Genomic DNA, 26,462 nt, shown 5'->3' with positions numbered 1-26,462 from the left:
ATTAAAACGAAGTGTTTCGATGTTTTATATACGTTTTTGGCATATGGCTGCAAGCGATGATAAAATTGAAATGCTTACCTCAGAGGCACAAAGACACAAAGAAGCACCGAGGTAAATCGGGAGTTCAGTGTGAACTTAAGCCAGATAAATTACCTGTTACGCCTGTCTTTAGTAAAACGCCAATATCTGGATTCCATAAAGCAGTTAGCCTTCAATCTACATATTTTCTCAGGACTGAGCTAAGATGACATTCTCTTCTTCAGGAGTTAGCCATGTTGCGACGCACACCAATTCAAGTTGCTGTTTTTCTGGGTTTGATCAGTTGTTCTTTGGGAGCGTGGGCGGATACTGCAGATGCCTGTCCGGCTGTGTTGAACCACAAATTCAAGCGTCTGCAAGATGAAGCGCCACAAGACCTTTGCCAATACAAAGGTAAGGTCGCGCTAATTGTGAATACTGCCAGTTACTGTGGTTTTACCAAGCAGTATGAAGGTCTGGAAGCGATGTCGGCCAAGTACAACGATAAGGGTTTGGTGGTACTTGGATTTCCCTCCAATGATTTTGGCAAGCAGGAACCAGGCAATGACAAACAAATTGCTGATTTTTGCTTCAATACCTATGGTGTGAAGTTCCCCATGTTCAGCAAGTCTTCTGTCATGGGCAAGGATGTCAACCCTATGTATGCACAGTTGATCAAGGCAACGGGCACGACACCAAAATGGAATTTTTATAAATATCTGATAGACCGCAAAGGCAATGTCGTTGCGGCGTACTCCAGCGTGACCACGCCGGATGACAAGAAGCTGGTTGCTGACGTAGAAAAAGCACTGGCCGCGCAGTAATTCCTGCGAACTGATCCTTATAAAAGCTTGGGCACATGGCCCAACTGACGTGATATTGCACTGGCACTGGCGCGCAAAGCCTGTGCCAGCTCTCCATTCCAGTCCGTATCAAAACTGCCCTTGGGGCCAGTGGCAGTAATCACCAGGCTCAGTGCCTGGGTGTGGTTAAAGACCGGTGCACTGAGGGCGTTGATGCCCGGTATGGGCAAACCCTGCGCCCTCGCCAGCCCCTGCTCTCTTACCTCTGCCAATACGCTGGCGATATCCTGAGGTTTCATCTGCACGCCAGCCTGCCCTATCACCAGTTCATCCCTGAGTTCCCTGGCAATCACCTTATCGACCAGTGCTTGCGGCAAGAAGGCAGAAAATACCAGCCCCGTTGCCGTACCCAGCATGGACATGACCGAACCCGCATGCATGTTCACATGGATGGGTCTGCTCGATTCCGCGATATACACCACGGTAGGGCCATGGCTGCCCCACACCGCCAGCGCCACAGTCTGATCCGTGGCAGCAGCAAGACGGGTGATCTCAGGTATCGCCAGTTTGACGGGGGACATTTGCTGCAGGCTGACCAGGCCCATCTGCAAGGCAAAGGGGCCTAGCTGGTAAGCACCAGTCGCCGCATCCTGCTCGATCAGGCCGAGTTTGCCAAAGCTGACCAGATAGGCATGGGCCTTGGACGATGGCATGCCACTCTCACGCGCCAGGTCACCCAGGGACATGGCGCGACCAGAGCTGACCAGGGCATTCAGGATCAGGCCACCGACTTCTATGGCGCCTATGCCGCGTCTTTCCTTGTTTTTTTCTGTCATGGCTGCCTCCTGATTAACATGAATTCATTTTACTATTAACAAATGCATTTACAAATAACGAATTAATGCTTATTCTTATCTGATAACATCTTCTCTGTCTTGAGTACAACACATCTCAAAGGTTATCCCCATGAGCACCAAGCAATTTGCCTCCCACGCTGATCTGGAAGAAAAGAAAGTCAGCTTCCAGCAATTATCCGAACATGCCTACGCTTACACCGCTGAAGGTGACCCGAATACCGGCATCATCATCGGTGACGATGCCGTCATGGTCATCGACACCCAGGCCACCCCCATCATGGCGCAGGATGTGGTGAGACGCATCCGTGAAGTCACTGACAAGCCGATTAAATATGTCGTGATGTCGCATTACCATGCAGTGCGTGTACTTGGTGCCAGCGGCTATGTGGCCGAGGGTCTGGAGCACATCATCGCCAGCCGCGATACTTACGACCTCATCGTCGAACGTGGTGATGCCGATATGAAGAGCGAGATAGGCCGCTTCCCGCGCCTGTTCCGCAATGTTGAAAGCGTACCTGGCCTGACCTGGCCAACGATTACTTTCAAGGGTGAAATGTCTATCTGGCTGGGCAAGCTGGAAGTCAAGCTCATGCAGGTAGGCCGTGGCCATACCAAGGGCGATACCATAGCCTGGCTGCCACAGGAAAAAGTCTTGTTCTCAGGTGACCTGGTGGAATTTGGTGCGACACCCTATGCGGGAGATGCCTATTATTCAGACTGGCCGCAAACCCTGAGTAATCTGGAAGCAATGAAGGCTGAAAAGCTGGTGCCTGGTCGCGGCGCTGCCCTGACTACCCCAGAACTGGTGGCAGCGGGTCTTAGTGAAACCCGTTCGTTCATCAGTGATTTATTCACCAGCGTGAAGGCAGGACAACAGCAACAGCATGACTTGAATACCATCTACAAAAATACTTATGCGGCCTTGAAACCCAAGTATGGCCACTGGGTGATTTTTGATCACTGCCTGCCATTTGATGTGACGCGGGCTTTTGATGAGGCATCGGGACATGTTGATCCGCGGGTGTGGACAGCGGAGCGGGATGTAGAGATGTGGAAGAGTTTGGAGGGCTAAGTTTAAGACTTGCCTGCACATAGAAACTTCCGAACTGACACATCCTTAATTTCGTAGGAGCGGCTTTAGCCGCGAAAATTTTACCGTCCAGGTTATTCGCGGCTGAAGCCGCTCCTACGTATATAGGTGACCAAAGTTTCCTTAGCTTTAATGTCGTCACTGGAGCCGCATTTTGCTTAGCACTTATCAATATCAAAAATTCCCTTTTGTGACTCCAGCGGAGTTGCAGACGAAGGAAGTCACACGCCGCAAAGTTGTCATCGTCGGTGCTGGTCCTGTGGGTCTGGCGGCAGCGATAGATTGCAAGCTGCAGGGGCTGGATGTGCTGGTGCTCGATGATGATGATACCGTGTCAGTAGGCTCACGCGGGCTGTGTTATGCCAAGCGTACACTGGAGATACTCGACAGGCTGGGTGTTGTAGCGGCAGTGCGTAACAAGGGTGTGGAGTGGAATGTAGGACGTACTTTTTTTCGCAAGGATGAAGTATTCAATTTCAATCTCTTGCCTGCGCCTGATCACAAGCACCCCGGCATGGTGAATCTGCAGCAATATTATCTGGAAGATTTTCTGGTACAACGGGCGACGGAACTTGGTGTCGAGTTGCGCTGGAAAAGCCGTGTCACTGCGATTGAACAAGGGGATGATTTTTCTACCTTGCAGATAAGCACACCGGAGGGTGATTACAGTCTGCAGGCCGACTGGCTGATCGCCTGCGATGGTGCGCGTAGCCCCTTGCGCCAGATGCAGGGGCTGGAAGTCGAAGGCAAGGTTTTCATGGACCGCTTCCTGATTGCTGATGTGGTCATGAAAGCAGATTTTCCGGCAGAGCGCTGGTTCTGGTTTGATCCCCCCTTTCACCCCAATCAATCAGTGCTGCTGCATCGCGAAGCCGACAACGTCTGGCGCATAGACTTTCAACTTGGCTGGGATGCAGACCCGGTGGAAGAACGAAAGCCCGAAAATGTGATACCACGTATCAAAGCCATGCTTGGGGACGACAGGGAATTTGAACTCGAATGGGTCAGCGTGTATACCTTCCAGTGCCGGCGCATGGAAAAATTTCGTCATGGCCGTGTACTGTTTGCTGGCGATGCCGCACATCAGGTTTCTCCCTTTGGCGCACGCGGTGCAAATTCCGGCATACAGGATGCAGATAATCTGGTGTGGAAACTGAAGCTGGTCGTTGATGGAAAAGCACCAGACAGCCTGCTCGATACGTATTCCGATGAACGCGTATTTGCAGCGGATGAGAACCTGCTGAATTCCACACGCTCTACTGATTTCATCACACCCAAGAGTGCTGTCAGCAAATGCTTCAGGAACGCAGTATTAAGCCTGGCACAGGAACATGTGTTTGCGCGCAAACTGGTCAATTCCGGGCGTTTGTCAGTACCGAGTATTTTGTCGGAATCGAATTTGAATACAGAAGACAGCGAAGAGTTTGATACAGCTCTGCAGCCTGGTGCGCCATTTGAAGATGGGCCAGTCATTGATCAACGCAAATCAGGTTTTCTGCTCGATTATTTGCGAGCAGTTTTTCATGGCCTGTATTTTTGCGATGCCGTATCTGACATTCCTGCTGCACATCTGGCAGCGATCAAGGCTTTGGAACAGGAGGTAATTCCAATAGCCACCATCATCATCAGCAAACAGGAAAGTTCACTTGATGGTCATCTGGTCTTGATCGATATCAAGGGTCTGCTACACCAACGTTATGGTGCTGGCAATGGCAGCTATCACTTGCTCAGGCCTGACCAGCACCTGACTGCACGCTGGCAGCAGTTTGAACTTAACCGGATACGTCAGGCAGTACAAACTGCCTGTGGCAATTCATCAGGAGTGGCATGATGCCTTTGAACCTGCAAGCCAATTTCCATTATCCTGATAAATCAGCGCAACGCGATTACAGTGCAGGTGATGACTTTTATCAGTTATTGATAGACAGCCATCGCGATCTCAGCGACGAAGCCAGTGCTGCACTGAATGCACGATTGATTTTGCTGCTGGCAAATCACATCGGTGACATCAGTGTCTTGCAGGAAGCCTTGCGCCTGGCTGCCACAAAACAAGAATCAACTTCAGCAACTTAAGCTTTCCTCGCTTCATTCGACAAAAAACCGCCTATGGTCGCATGCACCATGGCATCGACGATTTGCTCATGCGTCAGGCGCTTGTCGCGCAATAAAAATTCCATGGTCGGATCACAGGCGCGTGAATACAGGGTATAGACCAGCACATCATCCGGCACCAGCGGCGTCAAAGCGCCCTGCTTTCTGGCGTCTGCGACCAGCGCATAAAAGCGCTTGTTGACGCGCAAGGCCACCATCACGTAATCAAGGTTCAGCATCAGGCTGCGTTGCAGGGCCAGGCTGGTTGATGGCAGATGTGGCACTCCGCCTTGCAGCCGAAGACGCAAAGACCAGGCCAGGATATGCCTGATCTTGTCTATCGCTGGCATATCTGCCGCCAGGGTATCGAGCTCAGCCTGGGTTGCCTTCAAGAGCCGCGTCATGGCGGCGCCAGCCAGCTTTTCCTTGGAAGAAAAATGCTTATACAGGCTGCCCTTGGCGATGCCCACCGCATCGGCGACATCATCCATGGTCATCAAGTCATAGCCTTTTTCTGACAAAAGGCGATTGACGGCATCGATGATGGCTTCTTCCCGCGCATCAAACTGTTGTTTTTTAAAGGGAATCCGGATTTCCATTATTTTTTCTGCACAAATAAAAACTTTGTAGTATATTTTGTGACTGATCAGTCACAAATTGAAATTCATAGTCATATTCTAACTGACCTCAGTTTTTTTACCAGCGATTTTTCTTGCTCTGCCGCTGGGGGAATTGAGTAAAGAGCATGAAACGAACATAGAGCAAGGCTGAATCCAAACAAGCGGGTTTTGCGTATGTATAGATAAGTACTTCGGACAGGGCAATGCATACAGATTCCACGCATGCCACAAAAGTACCTTTTTTACAACAAATGTATTTTTTGACACTCTTATTTACTCTTATTTATTAATCATCAGCATAATCAGACTATGAAAATCGCTGTCATCGGTTCCGGCATCTCCGGCCTGTCTTGCGCATACGAGCTTTCTAAAGCAGGACATGAAATCAGCCTGTTTGAAGCCAATAATTATTTTGGCGGGCATACCCATACCGTCGACGTCAGCCTGGAAGGCAAGACTTACGGCGTTGATACCGGTTTCTTGGTGTTTAACCACAAGACCTATCCCAAGCTCGTCAACTTATTCAAGGAATTGGGCATCGCCACGGTTGCGACGGACATGTCTTTTTCGGTCAAGATGCCGGTTGGAAAAAATGGCTGCCGCCTGCTGGAATGGGCAGGTGCCAATCTGGATACCGTATTCACTCAACGCCGCAATCTGCTGAACCCGGCCTTCATACGCATGTTGCGCGATATCCTGCGCTTCAATAAGCAGACAACTGTACTGGCAACAACACAGGAGCATCCAGACTTCAAGCAACCGCTGGGCAGCTTCCTGGATCAGAATGGCTATAGCAAAGAATTTCGCACCTGGTATTTGCTGCCCATGGCAGCCTGTATCTGGTCTTGTCCTACCGAGACGATGATGGCTTTTCCACTGTCATCATTCGTCAATTTTTGCCATAACCACGGTTTGCTGCAAGTGAATGACAGGCCGCAATGGCAAACCGTCAAAGGCGGTGCGAGGCAGTATGTAGAAAAGATTTTGCCGGGCATCGCACACAAGCATCTGCAAACCCCAGTATTAAGCGTGCGCGAAAAAGCCCAGGGCGCCATTGCTGTACAGACTGAGCATGGCACCCAAGTGTTTGAGCATGTCGTGTTCGCCAGCCATAGTGACCAAAGCCTGAAGTTGCTGGCAGATGCTGATCTGGCAGAGCGCCAGATTCTGTCATCTGTCAAATACCAGCCCAACCGTGCAGTACTGCACACAGATGCCAGCGTACTGCCGCAAAATAAAAAAGCCTGGTCAGCCTGGAATTATCAAAGCGAAAGCGGTAACGAGCCACGCGTCTGCGTACATTACCTGATCAATCAATTGCAGCCCCTGCCTTTCAAAACACCGGTCATCGTCACCCTGAATCCTATTGTAGAGCCAGCCGCAGCCAGCATCATCGATAGCTTTGATTACTCTCATCCGGTATTTGATGCGATGGCTATCAATGCCCAAAACCAACTGGCGAATATCCAGGGCAGGAGAAACATCTGGTTTGCCGGTGCATGGACAGGTTATGGCTTCCATGAAGATGGCTTGAAATCTGGTTTGCGCGTGGCAGGAAGCATACTCTCCCGCGCCGAAGCTGCTTACGAACGCATGATACGCGCGGCCTGAGCATGAACGCACCCGCCTCCACATCAACTGTCATTTTATGCACTGGCGAAGTGATGCATAAGCGTTTGCGTCCGGCAAAAAATGCTTTTCGTTATGGCGTGTTTTTTATCCGGGTGCCTGTACGTAACATTAACCATATGAGTACGCCAGCGCTGTTTTCTGTCAACCGTTTTAATGCCCTGTCTTTTCATGAACGTGATCATGGTGACGCAAGCCAGCCACTGGTGCAATGGATAGATGCTTTGCTGCAAAGCGAAGGCATTGCAGATGCCGATGGTGATATCTGGTTGCAATGCTTCCCGCGCGTGTTTGGCTATGTGTTTAATCCTGTGTCTTTCTGGTTTTGTCATCGTCAGGATGGCAGTTTGCGAGCCATAGTGTGCGAGGTACGCAATACCTTTGGTGAAAAGCATTTATACCTGCTGGAAAAAGGCGGCAAACTGGCCAATGGCGAAGAATTACAAGCCAGGAAAATTTTCCATGTCTCGCCATTTTGCAAGGTCGAGGGCAACTATCGCTTTCGCTTCATGCAGGCACAACAGGATATTCTCGAACAAGATTCCCCACAAAAAAAACACCTGGCGCGCATTGACTATGCAGATGCAGAAGGCCCCTTACTGCTGACCAGCGTGTCTGGACGTGAGCAGAGCATGAGCAATGCAAGCATAGTCCGGGTCATGTTGCGGTATCCCTTCATGACTATGGGTGTGGTGCTGCGCATTCATTTGCAAGCACTGCGTCTGTGGATCAAGCGCGTACCGTTTATCTCCAAACCTATTCCCCCTACTGAAGAGTTAAGCCGATGAGCAGCCTACATCCCTCGTTAACTTCTGGCGCATCTGCAGCCAACAATAATACGGCACAAAATGCTCCACTGAACAGCAAGCATTTCCCGGCGCAAGCCAGGTTCGTGTTAAGCCTGCTTAACAAACTTGAGCACGGTTGTCTGACCATACAATTTCCTGATGGCCAGACGGCCAGCTTTGGCCGCACATCAGAAGGCTGGCAGCATGTGAGCCTGCATCTGAAAGACTGGGAGTTGTATCGCGCCGTGCTCAAGTCAGGCGATATCGGCTTTGCCGAGAGCTACATCAATGGCCACTGGACCACCAGCAGCCTGACCGGACTGATAGAACTGATTTCCCATAATCGCCAGCAACTGGAAAGCGTCATCTACGGCAGTTGGTGGGGCAATCTTATATATCGTCTCAAGCATCTGCTGAACCGCAATTCCCGCACAGGCAGCAAGAAAAACATTCATGCGCACTACGACATAGGCAACGAATTCTACAAGCTGTGGCTAGACCCCTCAATGACTTACTCCAGCGCGATTTATTCTGACGAGCAGGAACAGACACTGGAAGAAGCCCAGCAAGCAAAATACCGCCGCATACTGCATCAACTGGCTTTACCAGAAAATGCCAAAGTACTGGAAATAGGTTGCGGCTGGGGTGGATTTGCCGAGATGGCGATACGCGATGCCGGTGCCCATGTGACAGGCCTGACGTTGTCTGTTGAACAGCTGCAATATGCCCATGCACGCTTGCATCATGCCGGTCTGCATGCGCAAAGTGATTTGCGCATAGAAGACTATCGCGATGCAAACGGCAGCTATGATGCCATCGCTTCGATAGAAATGTTTGAAGCTGTTGGTGAGGCTTACTGGCCCGGCTATTTTGAATGCCTGCAACGCAATCTGAAACAAGGTGGCCGCGCCTGCGTGCAAAGCATCGTCATTGCGGATGAATTATTTGACCGCTATCGCAAAGGTACCGACTTTATACAGCAGTACATTTTCCCTGGTGGCATGTTGCCATCGATAGAAAAATTCCACGCCATGGCTGCCAGCTACGGCATGGAAGTACTGGATACCTATAATTTTGGCCTCGACTATGCACGCACGCTGCTGCACTGGCGCCATGCCTTCATGGAGAAGCTGGCGCAGGTGAAGACGCAGGGCTTTGATGATGAGTTCCTGCGTACCTGGGAATTTTACCTGGCATATTGTGAAGCTGGTTTTCGCGCTGGCAGTATCAATGTCACGCAATTTTCATTGAGAAAAAAATGAATACCCGATTGCTTGCGCGCGGCTTTTTTATGTCACTGCTGCTTTCATCTGCAGCATTGTTTGTGCATGCAGAGGATAAAGCCACCACTACAGCACCAGCGCATATCAGTGAAGAAATCCCACAAGCCAGTTTGCAGGGCAGTGGCAGTTTTCGCTGGTTCGGCCTGCATATTTATGACGCGAGCTTGTGGTCTTCACCCGAAGGCTATAAACCAGACAGCGACAAGCCACAAAGATTTGCGCTCGACCTGGCCTATGCCCGCAACTTGTATGGTGGAAAAATCGCCGATGCCAGCATAGATGAAATAGAAAAACTCAAACTGGGTACAGCAGAAAAGCGTGAACGCTGGCTAGCGCAGATGAAGAAGATTTTTCCTGACGTCAAACAGGGCACGCATATCACCGGCATCCATATACCAAACGAGGCTGCGCGGTTTTACCTGAATGGAAAATTGCTGGGCGAGATACGCGATGCCGAATTTGCTCACGCCTTCTTTGCGATCTGGCTGGATAAAAAAACTTCCGCCCAAAGTTTGCGCACCAAGCTGCTAGGGAAAGCCACTGCTGGCTAACACCTGCCAACCAATCACCACCACGGGAAGATATATGTTTACACATAAGTTTCATCGTCAATACCGGCTGTTCTTCTCCAGCCTGAATGTAGCGCTGCTCATGCTGCTGACATCCTGTGCCAGTCAATATGAGCCTGGCCGCTACCGTAACGAAACCCCAAAGCTGGACATGCAAAGCTATTTCAATGGCAAGCTGGATGCCTGGGGTATGTTCCAGGACAGGTCAGGTGCGATCGTCAAACGTTTTACGGTCGTTATGGATTGTCAGTGGTCGGGTGATATTGGCACGCTCAATGAAGATTTCAGTTACTCGGATGGCAGCAAACAAAAACGTATCTGGACCTTGAAGAAAACAGGTGATAATCAATTTACTGGCACTGCTGCCGACGTGATAGGCGAGGCCAAAGGCCAGGTATCAGGCAACACCCTGCACTGGAATTATGTATTGGCATTACCGGTTGATGGCAGTGTTTACAATGTCGATTTTGATGACACCATGGTCTTGATGGACGACAAAGTCATGCTCAACCGCGCCATCATGCGCAAGTTTGGTGTCGAGCTGGGTAGCGTGACACTCTCTTTCACAAAACGTAGTAACAGCACACCATGAACCCCGTTATCCGCGACTGGCGTGGCAAACGTGTCTGGATCATAGGCGCATCCAGCGGCATAGGTGAAGAAACTGCCAGGCTGTTGCTGACCCTGGGTGCCAGGGTCGCACTTTCTGCCCGCAAACTTGCACAACTACAAAAAATTGCCGCTGACTATCCCATGGCTGAAGCAGTGGCAGTGGATATCTGCGATCATGCCAGCATCGTGGCTTGCCATGCAGGCCTGATGCAAAAATGGGGCAGCATCGATCTGGTGCTCATCGTTGCCGGCAGCTACAATGAAATGCGCGCGGACAGTGTTGATATGGCTGCAGTTAACCAATTGATAGACATTAATTTGCGCGGCGTCTATCAATGCCTTGACGTGATCTTGCCTGACATACTTCAGCAGAGTTCAGGCGGCATAGGCATAGTCGGTTCAGTTGCGGGTCTGTCAGGTTTGCCCAAGGCGCTGGTGTATGGGCCGACCAAGGCGGCTATCATCAATTTGTGTGAATCCCTGTACCTGGATGTACGGCCAAAAAATATCGCTGTATATATGATCAACCCTGGCTTTGTAGAAACGCCGATGACAGCAGGAAATGACTTCAAGATGCCTGCCATGATCAGCGCACCGGAAGCAGCGGTAGCCATCGTCAAAGGTATGCAAAGGGGCGACTTTCACATCCACTTCCCGCATCGTTTCACAAACTGGTTAAGGCTGGCGCGCCTGTTGCCTTACCGTAGTTATTTTTATCTGGTTCATAAAGTCACAGGTTTATAAATGTCCAACACTCATGTACCAGTTCAGGCAGCGCATCAGGCCAGCCTGGATAAGCTCGTCAGCTTCTTTGAATCCATCACACTGGCGGCCTGCCAGGACTTGTCTGGTGTCTATACTGAAGATGCCTATTTCAAAGACCCCTTCAATGAGCTGCGCGGCCTGCCAGCCATCAACCAGGTTTTCCAGCACATGTTTGTGCAAGTTCATGAGCCGCGCTTTCGCATTACTTTTACGGTATTACAGGGTGACACCGCTTTTCTGGTCTGGGATTTTTTATTTTCGATGAAAAACTTCAATGCAGCGCCGCAATGCATACGGGGTAGCACGCATATACGTTTTGCGGAAGATGGCCGGGTGAGCTTTCACCGTGATTATTGGGATGCGGCAGAAGAATTGTATGAAAAGCTGCCCGTGCTGGGCAGCTTCATGCGCTTTTTGAAAAAGCAGGCGCGCAAGTAGTGTGCAAATAGTTTATTTGCCTGCCTTATACGCTGGCAGATATTGCGCCAGCCTCGCGCCCATTTCCTGACCCAGCGCTTGCAAGCCACTCATGGGCCTGACCATGACTTCAAAGTCAACGATCTTGCCGTCGGCATCAAAGCGTATCATGTCTATGCCCTTGAGCTGCTTGTCACCAACATTGGCACTGAATTCCAGTACGATATTCAAGCCATCATCAGAAGACAATTCACGGTGATAAGTGAAATTTTCAAATACCTTGACGACGGTACCCAGTATCAATACGACAGCCTGGGCGCTGGCATAAGGCTGATGCGCCATCGGAGAACGAAAGACCGCATCTGCATGCACGATGGATGGCAAGGCACTCAGGTCTTTGTTGGCAATCATTTCATGCCAGGTTTGCAGGGAGGCAGCAACGGCGTCAGGCAGCTTGTTCATTGTCATCCTTTTATGTTGATTTAGCCCGGCATGCTCCGGGCTTTATGTAAAAAGAATGATCTTAGACCAAATTTTGCCTGCAGGTATTTTTGCTGTTGTAAATTACACCTACAGCTTGGGCTGCACTGGTTTGGCAACTTCAGGTGTACGTGACAACAGGCGGCTGGATGGACTGTCGTCAGCACTCAATACATTCATGTCCGCACCGGGACGTATTGCTGCGACGGGTTTGATACTGCCGCTAAACTGTTCCAGCAATTTCTTATCGACAGGTTCAACTGGTTTGCCATCCGGGTCTTGCTTGGCGGTAGTCCCGCGTTCTTCTACCCTGCGGTAAAAGAATTTATGTTGAGTGGAATCATGGATGACGCTTTTCTCTGGCTCTACCGGTACTTCGCGCTTCGCAATCAATGATGAACCCAGGCTGGCATTCAGGAAACCGCTCATCAGATTAAAATTACGTGTAGAGAGACCATTGAGTTCATAACCGCCACCGATATCACTATGGCAGCCGGCGGTCGTCACACCGAGGAAGCGCTTGTCAGCCGACAGGCCCTGCGGAATGATGTTATCTGCCGGGAACAGGGAGCGATGCTCGTCACCCGCCTTGATTTGCAGACCGCTGATGACGGAGTCGGCTGGCCGCCTGTCCTTATGCTCCGGAGCACCCGTCGCAACCGGATCATACATGGCCAGGGCCTGGGCTTGCTTGCCGGGTTCCTGCAAGGGTGGCGCCGTGAATGTCACCTTGTCCTCTTTCAGGCCAAGTGCCAGCGGATAAGTTTCTACTTTTCTGGCATCCGGATTTTGAACACCTCTCTCATCCACCATACGGGTAAAACCTGCTGCCTGTTCAGCACCACGGCTGAAACCGACAGAAACTACGCTGATCCTGGCATGGGGATTTTCTTGCAACCAGGCGGCAGACTGTATATCAAATTTTTGATACATCTCTTCCAGGCGCTCCTGGTAAGTGCCGCCTGTCGCTCCATCTATCACTCCCTTAAGTCCGCCCTGAGTACCCGGCCCTTCCTTATAGTAAAAGGCGATGTTGGGGTTGTCCATCCTGGCGTTTTCGACCTGCTCTTTCAGCAACCCGACATTGGTGATGTGCTTGGGATCTTTGATGGCATCGTTTCCTGTACCGTCAAACAGGGCAACGAATACGCGAGCATCCGGGTCCTTGGCATCATAGAGTTGCGGAACCTCGAAGGCATTGATCTGTGCCTCTGCCTTGGTATAGGTGGCCAGTTGCTCAGGAGTAGCCTGCTTAACATCAACGCCGTCAGATTTATCGGTCATGGGAAATCAAGGTCAAAAAGTCTTGGAAAAGGCCAGTGTCAGATGATCACGGTGCTCACGCGTTTGCTCATCTTTTTCCAGGCGCATTGTCACGAACATATATACATTCACGGTGCGGTCGTTCACTTCAATGATGATGTTTGGCTTGCCACCATATACAGGCTCGGCTTTATACAGTTTGGACAGCTCTTCTGTATGCAGAATTTTTCTGTCTTTGAATATTGCATCCAGATCAAGCGAATATTTGAATGGCGTACCATCCTGAGAGCGCCATTCCATTTCTACCGGGCCTGAAAAAGCATGATAACTGCCCGAAGTACCCCACTTGAAACGGCTGACGTCTTCTGGCGTCTTTGCCCTGAATGTCTTGCCAAAGCTGAGTCTGTGCGGTGAGCCTGCATAGACGATATACACATCACTGGCACTGAACACTTTGATATCAATATCGTGTGTAGTAAATTTCAATTCTTCTTCATTTGCCATTGCGCTAGATCCCAATTGTGTTTGTAAGGCGATTGCCATCAAAAATCCTGTAAATCTTCGTTTCGAGAATTTCATGTCTTACCCGATTTGCATGGAACGCATGTCTTGAAGCGACCAGAACGCGTTACAGAATGACTTTGATTAATAGTGTTGCATACGGATTATTATCAGAATTTTAAAAATAATCCAGACTAGCGTGCGCATCGCCAACGCAAGAAGTAACTGTAGTTCTGACTTGCCTATAAATCCAGAAAGTCCGCACCATGCAGGTTCACTTGATTTTTGTTGCCAGCAACAGGGAAAGCAAAAGCACTCATGACAGACTTGATGATAATAATTATACGTCGATGCTTTTTATTTTACAAATAAATATACGAACAAAAGTAAAAAACGTTTTAAGAATTAAAACCATGAAAACCACACTTGAATGACAGGCTACGATTGCTCTTCATGGCGGCAATATTTTGCCGGGTTCTAGTGTTCCAGTGTGAAAGACGAAAAAAAACGGATGCCGCAGCATCCGTTTGTACAACCGGCGAGTGTCACCAGACCTGTTTCTCGCTCAATCGTCGTCTTCCTTGATGTCATCCACTGGCAAATTATTGACCTTGTTCTGCAGATAACGGCTGGGTTTAAACTTGGGAACTTTGCGGTCTTCTATCATGACAGGCTCACCAGTCCGTGGGTTTCTGGCTTGCTTGGCATTTCTTTCAGCTACCTTGAAGGTGCCAAAACGGCTGATCTTGGCTTCGCCGTCTTCTACCATCTCCCGGACTATCTCGTCAAAGACGAAGCTAACGATGTCTTTTACTACATTTCTGGTCAAATCACCCTGGTATTTGCTGTAAATACGCTCGACGATGTCGTGTTTTGTCATTTTCTGTGAAAGCTTTCTTATAACAGTGATCAACTGCCTGGTTTGCAGTCAAAAACTACCGATTTTCTAAAAAGCTATAATATGCCTTCATAAATTGAAAGTCAAAGCGGGCTGGATGGGCAGAAAAATGCTCTGCCTGCCTGGTAGACAGGCGGCAGTCTGCAAAATTACTGCTCAGATGTAAGCTGAAGAGTGACTTACGAGGAAAAGAGATGCACTCGCGCCGCCCAGGGCGGCGAAGTATCAAAGGCCGGGGATGGGTGAGGCTTTGCGCACCGGTGCTTCTGGCTGCGCTTTGTTTTTTTCTGCTGCATTGAGGCCAGGCACAGGCGTAGCCAAAACAGGAGCAACCGGCACAACTGCATTGCCATTGCGTGCCAGTTCTTGCAACTTGCTCTTGCCCTCTGCCTCGCTGATGATGCGCGCATTCGAGCCATAACGCTGGGTTACTGTCGTGCTCTTGTTTGACCTCAGTTGCAACGACAAATCATCCATCTGTGCTTTGGCCAAGATTACATTTTCCGCTGGCAAATTAGAATTTTTTGGCATCATTGCAGCCGGGTCTTGTGTCGCCATCTTGCGCACCAGCCAGTTCGACCTCAAGACATCCGGCAATGGCGCTGCTCTGGTCTGATCAGTCTTGAGTCCGGCTGACTCAAAATTTTTGGCGTAGTCTGCCTGCCTGTCGAGATTGGCTTTGAGGTAGGCAGCTGACTCGTCCCGCATGCGTCGATTTTTTTCGAGACGAACCGGATCAAAGTATTTTTGCCGTATCTGCGCTTCCTTGTGCTCGAAATATTTTTTTTGCTGCGCAGTCATCTGTTTGCCATCACCACGATCCAGTCCCAGCAAGTGCAATTGCAGTTTCTGCATCGTCGCATCCAGCGAGTTGTATTGAGGATTGGTGTCCCCAGCCTTCAGTTCAGACTGGTATTTTTTCTGATAATCCTCAACTTGCTTTCGTCTTTCAGCAGGCATTTTCGCCAGTTTTTCAGCATTGGCCGCCTGCATGGCTTTCAGTATCTCATCGCCATTCTTGCCCTTCATGCTGTCAACGGCAGCCTGATACTTTCTGCTGTCCTCGGCCCGTAATTTTGGCGTGCTACCTGGGCCGCTCTGCGGTTTTTTCTGTTCAGTACCAGCTCTGGCACCCGGACTATCCATTTGCGTCAGATCATTGACTTGCCGGGCTTGAACGCAAACAGGCAACACCATGCCTAGCAACAAAGACAGGACTGCCACCTGACGTGCACAGTATTTTATTTGCTCTGGCTGACGAGGGTGAGTGCTCAATTTCATTGATACCGGCTTCGCAAAAAGTATCTGGCGTTAAGGTGAAATACTGCGCAATGCAGGTTCACGCAATTTCTTGGTTTTCATCTGGATAGCGACTTCATTGAGCAATGCTGTCCTGGTGGCCGACAATTGCACAATATTTTCAGCCACTTCCTGTTTTTGGTATTGCATATAAATCTGGTAAGCGGTCATGACGGCAAGCTCATAATACAGGGGGAGCTCGCCTTTAAGCGAGAGTTCGGAATACCACTGCTCAGAGCCAAAGCGCTTTTTCGCTTCGCCGACTATCATTTCAGAAAATGACATTTCCTCGGCAAGGACAGGCGCAGGCATAGGTGGTTGTTGTGAAGCATTTTCGCCCGATTTGGCCAATTTGGCAGCATCAACAATGGCGACAGAATTGGCGACCGCAACAGATGAACTTGGTATCGTCCCTGTAGATGCATTCTGCGCCATATATTTGTCGTAAAACTCTCTGTCGAAATGATCTGTTTTGCCGTTATAAACATCGTTATCGACCACACCGGGCGGACGCACCAGACTCAATGGTGGTTTCCTCTCTGGTTTATCGACAGCAGGCTGATAACTAAATGAAACACCGCCGCAAAATGGGGGCGGTATGCGCATGGCCGTAGTTCTGCTGGGATCACCTTTGGTAATCACTTCCAGATGGATATGCTCAGGATTAGGCAAAATTCCTGTATTGGAGGGAACGCCTAATTTGTCGCCGATGCTGATGGTAGAACCATTCAGTCTTGCCTTGCCATTAGCATCAGGCTCAAAATTCCTTAGATGGCAAAATTTAGCGGAGAAACCGTCAGGCTGTTTAATGACTACCATATTACCGCAGCCACTAGTTGCAGGATAGGAATAATAAGTACCTGCTACCGGTGATACCACCATGGGATCAGGCAGTGCTTTTTTGGAGAAATCTGTACCATAGTGAAACTGCCATTTACCACGTCCATTAGGATTAGCATCAAAGCGCCAGCCGAAAGGGCTGCTGACAACCAGAGATCCGGATTTGATGACAGTTTGCAGGCAGGTACTTGCCGACGCCAGACTCTGCGTCATTAAGCTTGCACATACTGCCGTTGCCAGCAGATAGGGTCGGAGTTTTAATTTAGCCTGCATTTTTTTTCAACAATGGTTTTAGTATGGACTTGATCGTGTCTTTCTCATTACGCGTGGGATTTTCACGCTCCATCAGCGACACTCCAGCTTCATAAGCGATCTTGTCGTCAAATCCCAGTCCCAGGGTCGCCCAATTCAGGTATTGCCTGAGTTTTTCATTACGCAATTCACCCTGCGCACGTGTCGCAGCTGTCTGCACTTCCTTGCATACTGTCTTGTCGTATTCACTGTTATGCATGGTATCGACACAGATACTGTTGTAAATAAAATGATGCAAAGTCAGGTAAGGTAAATCGAGTGTTACACCTTTATTCTGATCAGCCATTTTCAGGCGGACTGCGGTATAGAATAAAATTTGCGCCGACACTACCTGGCCATTTGCTGCATACCACGCCATCTTTCTGTAAATCATCGCATAACGTTTATCTGGCTCAGTAGCGATAATGCCACCAGGACGCATCACCGCCAGCTTGGGATAAGCATAAGCCAGCGAAGTATCGATTTTCTTTACGGCATCTGGCTCCTTCAAGGAGAATGTCTTGCTCACTTCGGCTTGGTTCTTGGCCGATTTTTCTATCATGTAAAACGAAAACCAGGGATTGTCTTCTGCCGGTTCACTCCCAAGAGTTGTTTGCGCCTGCACCATGCCAGCGGCAAAACAAATCAGCAGAACAAACAAGCAATTATTTAAAAACACCCGCATCATCGTTTAGCAATGTACTGCCTGGTCTTGGCATCAAAAGTAAATGAAAAATTCCTGTCCAGTTTTTCCAGCGCCGTGCCAGCCTGGTTCAGTGCGGTCCCCGTCTGACGCAAGACCACATCTGGATAATCTGGCGTAACTGAGGCTGGGAAACTGGCAGTGAACTTGCTGTCGGCACAAAGCTTCTTGCCCTGGCATGCAGCACCTTCCAAATTATTCAACAACACTTCTGCAGTCTTGAGTGCACTTTGAGGTTTTTTGTCTGCACTAAATACATACACTTCTGCAGAGGAGTATACATAACCACCTTTGTTAGCCGGCAGTAAAACTACGGCGACCTGGTTTTTTGTCTGCGACAAGAATGCACCAGCCCCGCTGGCATCTTCAACCGATACATTGGCCACGCCGCCAGGGCCGCGCACAGTAATCGTATCATTGCTGCACTTGCCAGATTTCTCGGGGCAATTACCGTCACGGATAAAGGTCGAAATCCAGTAGGTGTCCTTGCCGCTATCCGCAAGAGCAATGATTTTTTCGACACCTGCAGCCGACTTCGATTCCTGCCCCAATCTGATGGCATCTGCGGCATGACTTACCATAGCCACTACGGCCAGGGCAATTGCGAGCATACTTTTTTTCATGGTTTCACCAAATATTCTCTATTTCTTTTTTTCATGGCCAACATCAGCAAGCGTTAATGCCAAATTTCTTGCGCCAGAATTCCCAATACATCTGGCCATTGATCTGTTCCAGCGGGACGCGTGGGCTCATATTGCCTTGTATAGCTTTTTTCCTGGCTGCAGATAAAGGTGCGCCTGTCGTAATATTGTCGTAGATCTGCTTAAAGCCGGCGGCGCCCATATTGTGCATACCGTACAGGACAAATACAGGCGGTACACCTTTCACACCCTGCGGGAAAGTACTGCTAAAAGCAGCTATGTTGGCGATCGCATATTTTTTCGCCGCGATACCGTTCTGGTAGGGATCAAACACCTGCTCAGGCAAGAGCCCACTCATGCCAACGTCAGCCAGTGCACCGGCCCCCATTTGATACAAGCCATAATAGTGAGCCGGGCTCACAGCACGCGGATTCTTGGTCGATTCTACATAGGCATAGTAATGCCAGGCAGACCGGGAAATACCAAAATTGAGCAAAGGCGTACCAGAATCACCATTGACAAAGGAATTATTGATGGCAGCGTTCACATCTGCCTTGCCCATCGCCTCATATTTGGCGAAATCGGCACTGGCGGCGCAGCGTGCCTGCGTCTCCGGTGAACCCGTTGTGGTTGAAGACGGGTCAAGATTAGGATTGGCATCGGCAATCTGGTTAGCCACGTCAGCCCGCGCAGAGTTATCCGCATTGAATGCCACCACTACTTTACTGCGGCGGGCGATTTGCGAATTAAGCGAGTGAGCCACGGTACTCATGCGCGCCTGTATGACGTCATTACTACCTGAAAATGCCTTCCTTGCGTCGGAATTATAGGTATCTTCATTGTAGTCAGTGGCTGGATAATTCCCCATGCCCATGACATTTTCTGACCATACCATGGCCGCCCGCTTTTCTTCTTCTGACAGTTGGGTAGTCTTTGCCTCACCAGTCCTGGTATAACCCGGCGGCATCACATCAAGATTCTGCAGATGATCAGCTGCTGCCGCTTCGCAAATGCCATTAAAGACATCGGACATACTGCAATAAGAAGTGGAATGGCGCAGATAGCTTGCCTCTGCATCCGCCATCCTTGAAGTACGCATGCTATTGATCATACGGGTATTCATGGCATCGGCAGCTATCGCCGTTCCAGAAGAAATCAGGGGGGTGACCTGCGTTTGCGAGACCAGCTCATTACAGACCTTGGTAGGCATGTTGGCGCCGACTCCCTTGATCAGGGTAGCAGCCGCTGCTTCTTCCGGGCCCCGTGGAGTACTACCGGGCAGGCCAAGCTGGGTTCCATACAAAAAAGACTTACCATGCAACATGGCGGCTTCGCCATCATTCTCTACTTTATTGCGTGCCCCACTGAGTTCAAAAGCAGCTGCTACTTTTGCGCCTGCCCCCCAGGTCTCGGGCAATACCTGGTAATTGACCAGCGCAGTAGCAGCCAGGGTCACAGCAGAAACGGCGGCAGAAATCGCCGCGACGACCCCTGTTGTTGCCTCTGCTATGGCAATCAACATGTCTGGCGACCATATCTCGCATATGATGTAGCCTTCATAAATACAGACACCAGCCCTGGCCGACAAGGAAATAAAGAACAAAGACAATAGCAAAAAACTCAGGCCAACGAATGCATACCGCCGCAAAACACTCTGCCTGACGGCAGAATGCTTTTGCGATTTTTGTTTATTGAAATAAGTCCGCATGAATGTCATTGCTCTTGGTATGCGATTAAGGAGTTGTGCCAATAGCACGCAGAGCCATTTCACGATTTTTTGCGTAATTCGGATTCATGCTCACGGCAATTTCGTTCAGGATCGCAACTTGTGTTGCCAGATTTTGTTCCACCCTTTCCTGTTGTACATAGGATTGATAATCCATCCAACTTTTGAAGGCCATCATCTTGTTCAATTCACGCAACAAGCCATTGGTATTGTACTGAGACAAAGTAAGGTACCAGGACTGATCGACAAAACGGTTTTCCACGAACAGCTTCATTGCCTGCAAAGGAGACAGAGCCGTAAGGCCAGGCGCAACCAGGCCCATGGAATCAGGTGTCAGGCTAGGATCAACCTTGCGCATCAGGGCACCATTCTCCATCGTCGCCAATGGCACGGATGCCCGCGCAGCATAAGTATTATTGGCCGACAACCATTGCTTGCCAGCGGCAGTCTTGGACATTTCATCGACATTTTTGGGGGTATTCGGTGGTTCACCCACCACATTGACAGCAAAACGTGATGCTGCAATCAGACCCGCGTCATCCAGAGGTTTATCAGCAGAGGCGAGCACTGTCTTGGAAACATTGACCGGTGCCTGGTAATAGCGTTTGCCTTCTGCGTTGCTGTCCATGTAAATCATATCGTCCTGATAGCGTTTGGCCATCTCTGAGCGGATATCCGGTGCACCATTGCGGAAGTAGTTGACCTTTTCCTGCACACTTTGGGAGTCAGGCGACACACCACCTACTGCGGAACCCAGGGTAGTCGAGGACGCCAGGTCATAACAGTTGCGCTGGCCGTTCAGCATGGGGTCTTTGATATTCAGTAAGGCAATTGCAGCAGCTTCATTGATCTTGATGTCACCATCGACAGCAATCTTGCCTTCTGCCAGCACCTTGGCTCTGGCACCATTCATTTCAACCGCAGCCTTGACCTTGGCACCAGCTCCCCAGATTTCAGGCAAGATTTGCAGTTCGACGATTTCCGTCATGGCTGCAATAATCGCGGCAGCAGCAGCCCCAACCGCAGCAGCCACTTCTGCACCAGCAGATATTGCGCCAGCTGCCGCCAATGCGCCATCGCCGCAGCAGGCGTCAGCGCGCAAGGGAATTAAAGTGAACGGCACGGCAAGGGTGCATGAAACAGCAATCGCCACAAATTTTTTTTTCAGATTTTTCATCACTTAACCTTCACTCATAAGCCAGGGATAGTCGATTGCGACTGGGCAGGCGCAGCAGGTGGCGGCGCCGGTGAGTATGCCGGGGGAGGATTTGCAGGCGCAGTGCCGACGTTAACAAAATTGCCGAAAGTATTCACACCAGACTGATTAATCCCTGAATTAACCGTATTAACCGCGTTGTTGACAGCACTATTCCACGCACCAGTGGCAGCGGCACATATCTTCATGATGATTTCATTGATGAGTTTGTCAATTAACTGATTCAGGATCGCTTCGAAAGCAGCGGTGAAGCTGAAGCTGGTTGGCAAATTGAAAGCAACAGAAATCAACTGAATATTTTCGAGACAAGAATTGATGGAATCATTGAAACGCTTGACCGGATCACCAGGCGCTGCTGCGGTTGCCACATTCTTTGCAGAATTATTGATCGCAGTATCAAACTGATTGCCACAATTTTTTTGAGACCTGGCATTTGTTTCGCTCGTGCCCAAGGCATTTGTTGCACGCATGTTTTTTTGCGTATTCGCATCTAGTATCGCGATACTAGAATCTACCGAACCCACGGCGCCAACAGTCGAGACACTGTCTGCCCTGACCATAGCTGGCATGATGGCGACAGAGACTATCAACAAACGGCACATCATATTTTTCACAATTTCCCGCATCACAAAGCTCCTTGCTTTCATATCATTGTCTGAGCTACTCAAGCACATACATTTTATTTATTCTGCCCATTTACTTCGCTTATTTACTCTACTTTTATTCTGTCACTTTTCTGTCATTTCTATCCCGGTCAGCAGCATTTTCACCCGGTTTAAAACCCTGGTATAGCGGAAGGAGGACTAGGTGGTGCAGGTGCTACAGACGCAGGGCCAGGCGGTGCAGGCCCGACAACGACGACATTTCCAAAAGTATTGATACCCGATTGATTGATGCCTGAATTAAGCGTATCTATCGCATTACCAACGGCAGAATTCCATGCTCCCGTTGCGGCAGCGCATATTTTCATAATGACTTCATTCACCAGTTTTTCCATCAGCTGCTTGAGTATTGTTTCAAACATTTGTGTGAAATTGAAACTGGTTGGCAAGTTAAACACCGCAGAAATTGTCTGTATATTGTCAAGGCAGGCATTCACACTGTCATTCAGTTTTTTGACTGGATCACTGTATGTCATGGCACGTGCCATATGCTGCTGTCCTGCTGTCAGGGCATCTTTTGCTTTCGTGGCACAGGGATCAATCGCTGCCAGATCAGTCTGGTTTGCCCCCACTGCTCCGCTCAGTTCCAAGGTTTTTTGTGCGCTTGTATCCAGCGTGGTAATGGTCAGATCACCGATGCCGGACATGCTGTCAGCGGCACTGATACCTGGCAAGAGCGCCAGCAATGACAACCAGACTAGCAGCAGTAATTTTTCAGAAATCAATTTCATCAAGCCACCCGCGCGCCCTGTTCAATGGCAGTCTTTACAGCAGCCAGCCGCTCCGGTGCAAATACCGTTTGCAGCAAGGCTGTCTTCCTGGCGAACCGCAATCTGTCCATCATGAGCTTGAAAGCAATCCGGTCGATAGCTGTCACGCCACCCTGTTCATACAGGCTCTGCGCCTCATGCAGGAAATTAAATTCAATTTCAGGAAATCCGGTTTCCAGCCAATACACCAGACGCAAGGCCACTGATGAATGCAGATACGCGAGCACAACCAACAAGTCGTTAATGAAGGCGGCCTTTTGCCCGGACCGCACCGCCTGAGCCAGCATGGCCGGCAGTGATGCCACCAGTGCAGCCACTTCATCATCCAAAGATGCTCCGCTGTCCAGCACCCAATCCTCGGTCGCATCCATCGCGCCAATAATATACGGCGCACCGGGCGACACCTCGCTCCAGTACGTTTGCAAGCCTTCACTTGTTAGATCAACCATATATTACCCATGCCAGAAAATACAACACTGACGCATTATAACTACAGAATTATTTAAAGAAAATACCCTTGTACTTTTTACTTTATTTCAAAAAACCTTTACAAGTAATAAGTTTTTTAAAAATATTATTTTACTTGTCGAGTTTTTACCATCAGGTTATCATTAATAATTGAAAAAGTGAAAGTAAAAAACTTAATGGCGGTGAATTTGGACAATAAGTCAACATTAAGAAATGCAAATTCAACAACATCCGAAAGCGAGGCAACGGATGAATTTGGCGATCATTTGCAAAAACATAAAATGATAGAGGCAGCCCATCATGTTGCCGACATCATGCTGGGTCCGGTAGGCGGTGTACTGGTGGCGCACGCCCTGCATGCCGCAGATATGGCTGCAGAGTTGTATAACCAGCCAAATACGAACAATGCAAATGCCATTCCGTTAAACCAGCCGCATCTGACACTCAATGGGGTGCCGACAGCAAAACCGGTATTAGTACTTGATGCGAATGATGATCCCAGGAATCCAGGCAGGAAGCTGCATAAGAAGCCAAGTGAAAAAGTAGTCAACGAAAACGAAAAACGCTATCACGAGAGAGCCTTCAGCCAGGGCATGGATCTGACACCCGCTATCACCCTGCCTACCGGGCGACCGGATATGGCCACTGGCACGACGCGCAAGAAGAAACGTATTACACCGATTTGATCAGTGTCAGCAAAACCGGATTGAATCACAGCACAGTTACAGCAAGCAGGCAGCGGACTTTACCAAACAGCATTCAGCCATTAAAGAGATACCCATGCGTACAAGCAAAAAACTCAATATCTACATCTTGCTGGCACTGGCCGCTGCCCTGGTGGCGACTGGAGCGCACGCGGGAAATTTTTGGGTGCCTGAGGGCAAGCAAAGTGACTATTCCGTACAGATACTGCGGGTCGTCTTTGGCAATGTCGTGCTAAATATCTATGACGGCACCATTGCCGATAATGACAATCATATTCTTTCAAATCTGTTAAGCAAGATGAATGCAGGTGTCCTGGTCATCGGCATGATAATCATGGCTTACACTTACATAGGCGGCGCGGTCCATACTGCCAAGGATGGCGAATGGCTGGGCAAGAAATGGGACACTATGATGGTCCCCTTGCGCACCGCAGCAGGTATGGCCATGTTGTTACCAACAGTTGCCGGCTACTCCTTTTTGCAAGTTGTACTGATCTGGTCTGGCATACAGGCAGTAGGTCTGGGCAGCAGCATCTGGACCGCGGCATACTCCACCATCGCGAATCAGGTTTTTATTACACAGCCTTTTCTTGCACCTAACAAGACCGCGAAACAAGCGTTCCTGATGGTGGCATGCAGGGAAGCTGGCAATATGTACGGCATGGAAATCACGCCATCTGCATCTGATGGAAAAATAATCTATGCCGCAAAAGGATCTCAAGATGCAGGTAGTGCCGGTTTTTGCGGCTCTATACAATGGAGCGCTTCCAGCACTTGGAGCAAGTTAAAAAATGCCTCGACCAACCTGGTAGGTTGTGACAACCTGTTTTCTACAGAAGAAGGCTGTACCAAGATACTCGCGGATACAACGGCCCAGCCATTTTCATCCTTCAATTTCTCTGGCGTTGATAAAGTGACACTCTTCGAATCGAGTAATAAGGAAGAATTTGAAGACATCATGCGCACGGAGCACGGGAAAATTATTACCGAGATGCTCAACAGCCAGGCCCTGAAAGATATGGCAATCGATTTATTGCAGGCAACCGATGCATCCAAGAAATTGATGCTGCCAGGGGGCACATATGAAAATACACTGGCAAAAATACAGCTCCAGTATGAAAAGGACCTGATAACAAAAGTACGGGAAAATATGAAGGCTACCCTTTTTCAGGGCCAGACACCTCAAGAATTATGGATGTTGAAAATGGGTGAGCAAATGAAAAATGGCGGCTGGTTGCATGCAGGGTCTTTCTACATGAAGATAGGCAACCTGAACAATGCAGCGCAAAATGTCATCAACGGCGCAATCTCTACTGCCTATACGATTCCCAATATTTCAGGCATGCAGAATGACGGTCAAAACTCTGCTTTTTCAGTTTTCCTGAACAATTTGCAGCAAACCATTATTGGCACGAATAGCCTTGCCACCAAGATAGAGAGCGATACACCAGCCAAATTTGATTACAAGGATATCAGGAAGACCTGGAACGCCTTGACCGATGGCATTTCGACCGGCGTACTGAAATTTGCCATGGTAGGTGAAATCGGAAAAAATGGCATGGACCCGCTCGTACAATTAAAGGCAATTGGAGACACCACGATTCTTGCAGGGGAGGCTATGCTGGTGGAAGGATCCGGTGCTTTCTTGAACAAGAAACTGGAAGAGACCAGCACCTTGTCCATCATCCTGGCCGCTCTGAGCGGACTCATGCTGAGCATGGGCATGTTCCTCGGTATTATCCTGCCCATGCTTCCTTATGTGTTCTGGGTTTCTGGTGTTGCCTGGTGGCTTATCTCTTTTGTCGAAGCAGTTATTGCTGCACCGATCTGGGCGATTGCCCACATGCACCCGGAAGGACATGATATTGCTGGCCGCGGCTCGCCAGGCTACATGTTTGTATTGTCCATACTGATACGTCCGGCTTTGATGGTGATCTTCCTGTTTGCCGCCATGCTGCTGATCAAACCCATCATGAATTTCGTCAATCAGGGTTTCTTTCAATCCATCTCGAATATGACTGAAGGTTCCATGGTAGGTATCATGACTTTGCTGGGCACCTTGATCTTGTATTCAGGCATAACCACCAAAATGATCATGACCGTGTTTGGTATCATCAATACTGGCCCTGACAATATCATGCGCTGGATAGGTGGCAGTGATTCCGTTGGATCTCAGGCCCATAATACTGCGAACAGCATCCATCAAGGTGCAGAAGCTGCAGGTTCAAAAACAAGCGAAATTGGAACGGGTATTGGCGCTAAACGCGGTGCGGTAGTTGCAGCGGCAAAGAAGAACAAATAGCCTGATCTTTAACCTTGAAAACGCCATCCATGCGGTCTCCACTTGCAAGTGGAAGCAGCATGGATGGCGTGTTCCAGTTTACTATTTTGTCAGATATTGAGACCTGATCATCTGCCATGCACCGAAATTGACGGCCAGACTCCAGAACCAACACTT

General features: G+C 49.4%; 28 protein-coding genes. 13 read left to right on the top strand and 15 right to left on the bottom strand.

Annotated features, from left to right (window positions below; all coding sequences use genetic code 11):
* Positions 1 to 272: 272 nt before the first annotated feature.
* A complete protein-coding gene (locus ACO0LI_RS06390; protein ID WP_422950229.1) occupies positions 273 to 842 on the top strand; it encodes a glutathione peroxidase in 570 nt (189 codons plus the stop codon).
* 17 nt (positions 843 to 859) lie between these two features.
* Here ACO0LI_RS06390 and ACO0LI_RS06385 read toward each other — a convergent pair whose 3' ends face one another.
* A complete protein-coding gene (locus ACO0LI_RS06385) occupies positions 860 to 1,657 on the bottom strand; it encodes an IclR family transcriptional regulator (RefSeq protein WP_423031746.1) in 798 nt (265 codons plus the stop codon).
* A 130-nt stretch (positions 1,658 to 1,787) separates the two neighbouring features.
* Between ACO0LI_RS06385 and ACO0LI_RS06380 the strand changes: the two genes are divergently transcribed.
* From ACO0LI_RS06380 to ACO0LI_RS06370, 3 genes are all read left to right on the top strand, one after another.
* Complete coding sequence (locus ACO0LI_RS06380; RefSeq protein WP_422950227.1) at positions 1,788 to 2,750, top strand: MBL fold metallo-hydrolase; 963 nt, start codon at positions 1,788 to 1,790, stop codon at positions 2,748 to 2,750.
* Between the two features lie 172 nt (positions 2,751 to 2,922).
* A complete protein-coding gene (locus ACO0LI_RS06375) occupies positions 2,923 to 4,599 on the top strand; it encodes an FAD-dependent oxidoreductase (protein WP_423031744.1) in 1,677 nt (558 codons plus the stop codon).
* A complete protein-coding gene (locus ACO0LI_RS06370) occupies positions 4,599 to 4,841 on the top strand; it encodes a DUF2783 domain-containing protein (RefSeq protein WP_423031742.1) in 243 nt (80 codons plus the stop codon). The genes ACO0LI_RS06375 and ACO0LI_RS06370 overlap by 1 nt, the downstream gene beginning before the upstream one ends.
* On the opposite strand, the gene ACO0LI_RS06365 is transcribed toward ACO0LI_RS06370, so the two are convergent.
* Positions 4,838 to 5,458, bottom strand: a complete 621-nt coding sequence (locus ACO0LI_RS06365) for a TetR/AcrR family transcriptional regulator (RefSeq protein WP_423031740.1) — start codon at positions 5,456 to 5,458, stop codon at positions 4,838 to 4,840. The genes ACO0LI_RS06370 and ACO0LI_RS06365 overlap by 4 nt on opposite strands.
* Before the next feature lie 330 nt (positions 5,459 to 5,788).
* On the opposite strand from ACO0LI_RS06365, the gene ACO0LI_RS06360 reads away from it, so the two are divergent.
* The 7 genes from ACO0LI_RS06360 to ACO0LI_RS06330 are packed head-to-tail and all read left to right on the top strand — an operon-like array spanning position 5,789 to position 11,563.
* Positions 5,789 to 7,090, top strand: coding sequence for an NAD(P)/FAD-dependent oxidoreductase (locus ACO0LI_RS06360; protein WP_423031738.1), 1,302 nt, complete (start codon positions 5,789 to 5,791; stop codon positions 7,088 to 7,090).
* A gap of 2 nt (positions 7,091 to 7,092) precedes the next feature.
* Positions 7,093 to 7,896: a DUF1365 domain-containing protein gene (locus tag ACO0LI_RS06355; protein ID WP_423031736.1), complete on the top strand. Its 804-nt coding sequence runs from the start codon at positions 7,093 to 7,095 to the stop codon at positions 7,894 to 7,896.
* Positions 7,893 to 9,158: a class I SAM-dependent methyltransferase gene (locus ACO0LI_RS06350; protein ID WP_423031734.1), complete on the top strand. Its 1,266-nt coding sequence runs from the start codon at positions 7,893 to 7,895 to the stop codon at positions 9,156 to 9,158. Before ACO0LI_RS06355 ends, ACO0LI_RS06350 begins: the two co-directional genes overlap by 4 nt.
* Entirely contained in the window at positions 9,155 to 9,730 is a 576-nt protein-coding gene (locus tag ACO0LI_RS06345) for a chalcone isomerase family protein (RefSeq protein ID WP_423031732.1), read from the top strand. Before ACO0LI_RS06350 ends, ACO0LI_RS06345 begins: the two co-directional genes overlap by 4 nt.
* Positions 9,731 to 9,764: 34 nt before the next feature.
* Entirely contained in the window at positions 9,765 to 10,340 is a 576-nt protein-coding gene (locus ACO0LI_RS06340; RefSeq protein ID WP_423031730.1) for a DUF3833 domain-containing protein, read from the top strand.
* The gene (locus ACO0LI_RS06335) at positions 10,337 to 11,104 is read left to right on the top strand and encodes an SDR family NAD(P)-dependent oxidoreductase (RefSeq protein WP_422950218.1); all 768 of its coding nucleotides are present in this window, start codon (positions 10,337 to 10,339) and stop codon (positions 11,102 to 11,104) included. The genes ACO0LI_RS06340 and ACO0LI_RS06335 overlap by 4 nt, the downstream gene beginning before the upstream one ends.
* The gene (locus ACO0LI_RS06330) at positions 11,105 to 11,563 is read left to right on the top strand and encodes a nuclear transport factor 2 family protein (RefSeq protein ID WP_423031728.1); all 459 of its coding nucleotides are present in this window, start codon (positions 11,105 to 11,107) and stop codon (positions 11,561 to 11,563) included.
* A 12-nt stretch (positions 11,564 to 11,575) separates the two neighbouring features.
* On the opposite strand, the gene ACO0LI_RS06325 is transcribed toward ACO0LI_RS06330, so the two are convergent.
* From ACO0LI_RS06325 to ACO0LI_RS06265, 13 genes are all read right to left on the bottom strand, one after another.
* Positions 11,576 to 12,004 (bottom strand): nuclear transport factor 2 family protein, encoded by a 429-nt coding sequence (locus ACO0LI_RS06325; RefSeq protein ID WP_197740954.1) that lies wholly within the window; start codon positions 12,002 to 12,004, stop codon positions 11,576 to 11,578.
* Between the two features lie 108 nt (positions 12,005 to 12,112).
* On the bottom strand, positions 12,113 to 13,306 hold the full coding sequence (locus ACO0LI_RS06320; protein ID WP_423031726.1) for a phospholipase effector Tle1 domain-containing protein: 1,194 nt from the start codon (positions 13,304 to 13,306) through the stop codon (positions 12,113 to 12,115).
* A gap of 12 nt (positions 13,307 to 13,318) precedes the next feature.
* Positions 13,319 to 13,828 carry a hypothetical protein gene (locus tag ACO0LI_RS06315; RefSeq protein WP_423031724.1) on the bottom strand — a complete coding sequence of 170 codons (510 nt, stop codon included), beginning with the start codon at positions 13,826 to 13,828 and terminating at the stop codon, positions 13,319 to 13,321.
* Positions 13,829 to 14,351: 523 nt separating this feature from the next.
* Positions 14,352 to 14,666: an HU family DNA-binding protein gene (locus tag ACO0LI_RS06310; RefSeq protein WP_422950213.1), complete on the bottom strand. Its 315-nt coding sequence runs from the start codon at positions 14,664 to 14,666 to the stop codon at positions 14,352 to 14,354.
* 243 nt (positions 14,667 to 14,909) lie between these two features.
* Positions 14,910 to 15,965, bottom strand: coding sequence for a hypothetical protein (locus ACO0LI_RS06305; protein WP_423031722.1), 1,056 nt, complete (start codon positions 15,963 to 15,965; stop codon positions 14,910 to 14,912).
* A 30-nt stretch (positions 15,966 to 15,995) separates the two neighbouring features.
* Positions 15,996 to 17,096 (bottom strand): M23 family metallopeptidase, encoded by a 1,101-nt coding sequence (locus ACO0LI_RS06300; RefSeq protein WP_423031720.1) that lies wholly within the window; start codon positions 17,094 to 17,096, stop codon positions 15,996 to 15,998.
* Entirely contained in the window at positions 17,086 to 17,775 is a 690-nt protein-coding gene (locus ACO0LI_RS06295; protein WP_423031718.1) for a hypothetical protein, read from the bottom strand. Before ACO0LI_RS06295 ends, ACO0LI_RS06300 begins: the two co-directional genes overlap by 11 nt.
* A gap of 23 nt (positions 17,776 to 17,798) precedes the next feature.
* Positions 17,799 to 18,440, bottom strand: a complete 642-nt coding sequence (locus ACO0LI_RS06290; protein WP_423031716.1) for a hypothetical protein — start codon at positions 18,438 to 18,440, stop codon at positions 17,799 to 17,801.
* Positions 18,441 to 18,483: 43 nt separating this feature from the next.
* A complete protein-coding gene (locus ACO0LI_RS06285; protein ID WP_423031714.1) occupies positions 18,484 to 20,175 on the bottom strand; it encodes a hypothetical protein in 1,692 nt (563 codons plus the stop codon).
* 16 nt (positions 20,176 to 20,191) lie between these two features.
* Positions 20,192 to 21,361 carry a hypothetical protein gene (locus ACO0LI_RS06280; RefSeq protein WP_422950207.1) on the bottom strand — a complete coding sequence of 390 codons (1,170 nt, stop codon included), beginning with the start codon at positions 21,359 to 21,361 and terminating at the stop codon, positions 20,192 to 20,194.
* 14 nt (positions 21,362 to 21,375) lie between these two features.
* Entirely contained in the window at positions 21,376 to 22,026 is a 651-nt protein-coding gene (locus ACO0LI_RS06275) for a hypothetical protein (RefSeq protein ID WP_422950206.1), read from the bottom strand.
* A gap of 149 nt (positions 22,027 to 22,175) precedes the next feature.
* On the bottom strand, positions 22,176 to 22,793 hold the full coding sequence (locus tag ACO0LI_RS06270) for a hypothetical protein (protein ID WP_423031712.1): 618 nt from the start codon (positions 22,791 to 22,793) through the stop codon (positions 22,176 to 22,178).
* Complete coding sequence (locus ACO0LI_RS06265; protein ID WP_423031710.1) at positions 22,793 to 23,281, bottom strand: hypothetical protein; 489 nt, start codon at positions 23,279 to 23,281, stop codon at positions 22,793 to 22,795. The genes ACO0LI_RS06270 and ACO0LI_RS06265 overlap by 1 nt, the downstream gene beginning before the upstream one ends.
* Before the next feature lie 285 nt (positions 23,282 to 23,566).
* Between ACO0LI_RS06265 and ACO0LI_RS06260 the strand changes: the two genes are divergently transcribed.
* Both ACO0LI_RS06260 and ACO0LI_RS06255 read left to right on the top strand, forming a co-directional pair.
* Positions 23,567 to 23,986: a hypothetical protein gene (locus tag ACO0LI_RS06260; RefSeq protein ID WP_422950203.1), complete on the top strand. Its 420-nt coding sequence runs from the start codon at positions 23,567 to 23,569 to the stop codon at positions 23,984 to 23,986.
* Between the two features lie 94 nt (positions 23,987 to 24,080).
* Complete coding sequence (locus ACO0LI_RS06255) at positions 24,081 to 26,306, top strand: DotA/TraY family protein (RefSeq protein WP_422950202.1); 2,226 nt, start codon at positions 24,081 to 24,083, stop codon at positions 26,304 to 26,306.
* The last annotated feature ends 156 nt before the right edge of the window (positions 26,307 to 26,462 follow it).

It is taken from the genome of Undibacterium sp. Tian12W, from assembly GCF_049339405.1.
Taxonomy (GTDB): Bacteria; Pseudomonadota; Gammaproteobacteria; order Burkholderiales; family Burkholderiaceae_D; genus Undibacterium.
Note: the sequence above shows the minus strand (reverse complement) of the source record. Positions and strands in the feature narration are given on the sequence as shown.

What these genes read in the sequence shown, in the direction of transcription:
- ACO0LI_RS06390 (WP_422950229.1), top strand. Translation starts at nt 273, where the DNA reads ATGTTGCGACGCACACCAATTCAAGTTGCTGTTTTTCTGGGTTTGATC.
- ACO0LI_RS06385 (WP_423031746.1), bottom strand. Translation starts at nt 1,657, where the DNA reads ATGACAGAAAAAAACAAGGAAAGACGCGGCATAGGCGCCATAGAAGTC.
- ACO0LI_RS06380 (WP_422950227.1), top strand. Translation starts at nt 1,788, where the DNA reads ATGAGCACCAAGCAATTTGCCTCCCACGCTGATCTGGAAGAAAAGAAA.
- ACO0LI_RS06370 (WP_423031742.1), top strand. Translation starts at nt 4,599, where the DNA reads ATGCCTTTGAACCTGCAAGCCAATTTCCATTATCCTGATAAATCAGCG.
- ACO0LI_RS06365 (WP_423031740.1), bottom strand. Translation starts at nt 5,458, where the DNA reads ATGGAAATCCGGATTCCCTTTAAAAAACAACAGTTTGATGCGCGGGAA.
- ACO0LI_RS06360 (WP_423031738.1), top strand. Translation starts at nt 5,789, where the DNA reads ATGAAAATCGCTGTCATCGGTTCCGGCATCTCCGGCCTGTCTTGCGCA.
- ACO0LI_RS06355 (WP_423031736.1), top strand. Translation starts at nt 7,093, where the DNA reads ATGAACGCACCCGCCTCCACATCAACTGTCATTTTATGCACTGGCGAA.
- ACO0LI_RS06350 (WP_423031734.1), top strand. Translation starts at nt 7,893, where the DNA reads ATGAGCAGCCTACATCCCTCGTTAACTTCTGGCGCATCTGCAGCCAAC.
- ACO0LI_RS06345 (WP_423031732.1), top strand. Translation starts at nt 9,155, where the DNA reads ATGAATACCCGATTGCTTGCGCGCGGCTTTTTTATGTCACTGCTGCTT.
- ACO0LI_RS06340 (WP_423031730.1), top strand. Translation starts at nt 9,765, where the DNA reads ATGTTTACACATAAGTTTCATCGTCAATACCGGCTGTTCTTCTCCAGC.
- ACO0LI_RS06335 (WP_422950218.1), top strand. Translation starts at nt 10,337, where the DNA reads ATGAACCCCGTTATCCGCGACTGGCGTGGCAAACGTGTCTGGATCATA.
- ACO0LI_RS06330 (WP_423031728.1), top strand. Translation starts at nt 11,105, where the DNA reads ATGTCCAACACTCATGTACCAGTTCAGGCAGCGCATCAGGCCAGCCTG.
- ACO0LI_RS06325 (WP_197740954.1), bottom strand. Translation starts at nt 12,004, where the DNA reads ATGAACAAGCTGCCTGACGCCGTTGCTGCCTCCCTGCAAACCTGGCAT.
- ACO0LI_RS06320 (WP_423031726.1), bottom strand. Translation starts at nt 13,306, where the DNA reads ATGACCGATAAATCTGACGGCGTTGATGTTAAGCAGGCTACTCCTGAG.
- ACO0LI_RS06315 (WP_423031724.1), bottom strand. Translation starts at nt 13,828, where the DNA reads ATGGCAATCGCCTTACAAACACAATTGGGATCTAGCGCAATGGCAAAT.
- ACO0LI_RS06310 (WP_422950213.1), bottom strand. Translation starts at nt 14,666, where the DNA reads ATGACAAAACACGACATCGTCGAGCGTATTTACAGCAAATACCAGGGT.
- ACO0LI_RS06305 (WP_423031722.1), bottom strand. Translation starts at nt 15,965, where the DNA reads ATGAAATTGAGCACTCACCCTCGTCAGCCAGAGCAAATAAAATACTGT.
- ACO0LI_RS06300 (WP_423031720.1), bottom strand. Translation starts at nt 17,096, where the DNA reads ATGCAGGCTAAATTAAAACTCCGACCCTATCTGCTGGCAACGGCAGTA.
- ACO0LI_RS06290 (WP_423031716.1), bottom strand. Translation starts at nt 18,440, where the DNA reads ATGAAAAAAAGTATGCTCGCAATTGCCCTGGCCGTAGTGGCTATGGTA.
- ACO0LI_RS06285 (WP_423031714.1), bottom strand. Translation starts at nt 20,175, where the DNA reads ATGACATTCATGCGGACTTATTTCAATAAACAAAAATCGCAAAAGCAT.
- ACO0LI_RS06280 (WP_422950207.1), bottom strand. Translation starts at nt 21,361, where the DNA reads ATGAAAAATCTGAAAAAAAAATTTGTGGCGATTGCTGTTTCATGCACC.
- ACO0LI_RS06275 (WP_422950206.1), bottom strand. Translation starts at nt 22,026, where the DNA reads ATGCGGGAAATTGTGAAAAATATGATGTGCCGTTTGTTGATAGTCTCT.
- ACO0LI_RS06270 (WP_423031712.1), bottom strand. Translation starts at nt 22,793, where the DNA reads ATGAAATTGATTTCTGAAAAATTACTGCTGCTAGTCTGGTTGTCATTG.
- ACO0LI_RS06265 (WP_423031710.1), bottom strand. Translation starts at nt 23,281, where the DNA reads ATGGTTGATCTAACAAGTGAAGGCTTGCAAACGTACTGGAGCGAGGTG.
- ACO0LI_RS06255 (WP_422950202.1), top strand. Translation starts at nt 24,081, where the DNA reads ATGCGTACAAGCAAAAAACTCAATATCTACATCTTGCTGGCACTGGCC.